The 660-nt window shown below is 70.2% G+C and carries 1 protein-coding gene; it reads left to right on the top strand.

Translation table 11 applies throughout. The annotated features are described in order from the left end of the window. A partial coding sequence (locus HC022_RS28250; protein WP_254885306.1) for a sensor histidine kinase occupies positions 1-660 on the top strand: 660 nt, incomplete at both ends.

Here is a 660-nt window from a genome sequence, read left to right as displayed (position 1 = left end):
GGCGTCGAGAGCCGGGTGCGCAGCACCTTCGTCTACATCGGGGGCATCACGCTCACCGCGCTCCTGATGGTGTTCTTCTCGGGTCTGATGATGAACCTGCGCGAGCGGCGGCTGGCGGATGCCAAGCTCAAGGAGCTGACCCAGCGCGTCTTCGACGCGCAGGAGGAAGAGCGCGGCCGCGTCGCGCGCGAGCTGCATGACGGCATCAGCCAGATCCTCGTCGGGGTGAAATACGCGCTCGACATCGCCCGTCGCCGCCTCGCCTCCGGCGACGCCCGCGCCGAGCAGGCGCTGGAACGCGGGCAGGAGAACCTCTCGGGTGCCATCCAGGAGGTGCGCCGCATCAGCCGCGACCTGCGTCCCGGCACGCTCGATGACCTGGGCCTCGGGCCCGCGCTCAAGACCTTGACCGAGGATTTCCACACCCGCACCGGCATCGAGACGGTGTTCGAGACCGTGGTGTTCCGCAACCGCATCGACCAGGAGGGGCGCATCGCGCTCTACCGCATCGCGCAGGAGGCGCTCACCAACATCGAGCGCCACTCCGGCGCCACCCGGGTCGAAGTGGACCTGCGCGGCCACCGCCGGGGGGCCACGCTCAAGATCGCCGACAACGGCTGCGGCATCGATCCCGACCCGCCCAGGTCGCGCCCGGGCATC

The sequence above is a fragment of the Salipiger sp. HF18 genome, assembly GCF_011806505.1.
Taxonomy (GTDB): Bacteria; Pseudomonadota; Alphaproteobacteria; order Rhodobacterales; family Rhodobacteraceae; genus Salipiger; species Salipiger thiooxidans.
Note: the sequence above shows the minus strand (reverse complement) of the source record. Positions and strands in the feature narration are given on the sequence as shown.